This is a genomic window from Stenotrophomonas maltophilia group sp. RNC7, from assembly GCF_030910085.1.
Lineage (GTDB): Bacteria > Pseudomonadota > Gammaproteobacteria > Xanthomonadales > Xanthomonadaceae > Stenotrophomonas > Stenotrophomonas sepilia.
Genome location: NZ_JAVFVN010000985.1, coordinates 1 through 566, shown reverse-complemented (window position 1 = coordinate 566; position 566 = coordinate 1). Strand labels below are relative to the sequence as shown.

Genomic DNA, 566 nt, shown 5'->3' with positions numbered 1-566 from the left:
GAATTGAAGAATATAAACTAAATGCTGCAGATGTGATATGACACATTACAAATATTATACGAAGGAAGGTGAAATTTTGAAAGTAGGACAAAAAATCACGAAATGGACACCGGAGTTAGAGAAAATATTGCTTGAGGAAGTTGAAAAAGGTGCCAAGAGTGTAGAGTTGCAAGTGAAGCTACAAATGAGTGCTCCGACGATAAGGATCAAGCTCAAGGAAATGGGTTTTGATGGATTACTAGACGCAAGGAGGGTGATGCAGGGATGAATTTAGGCGAATTGTTTGAAATGCAGAGAAAACTTGATGAACATATCGTCAGAGAAAAAGGATTAGATGGGCAGGATTTGCTACCTAAGAAAATATTAGCATTGCAGGTGGAGTTAGGAGAGCTTTCGAATGAGTGGCGTGGGTTTAAGTTTTGGAGTAATAATCAAAATCCAAATACAGAAGAATTTTATGAGATTAGAGAACCTTGTAAATGTGCTGAAAATTATGATCCGATATGCACTGATTGTATGAATACTAGAGAAATAATACATCCTGCTGTTAAAAATCCACTCCTAGA

At 36.7% G+C, this 566-nt stretch carries 2 protein-coding genes; both read left to right on the top strand.

What is annotated here, in order from left to right; genetic code table 11:
* The first annotated feature begins 37 nt into the window (after positions 1-37).
* Entirely contained in the window at positions 38-268 is a 231-nt protein-coding gene (locus tag RCF13_RS25325) for a hypothetical protein (RefSeq protein ID WP_308141651.1), read from the top strand.
* On the top strand, positions 265-566 hold a 302-nt coding region (locus RCF13_RS25320; RefSeq protein WP_308141650.1), incomplete at its 3' end, for a dUTP diphosphatase. The genes RCF13_RS25325 and RCF13_RS25320, both read left to right, overlap by 4 nt.

What these genes read in the sequence shown, in the direction of transcription:
- RCF13_RS25325 (WP_308141651.1), top strand. Translation starts at nt 38, where the DNA reads ATGACACATTACAAATATTATACGAAGGAAGGTGAAATTTTGAAAGTA.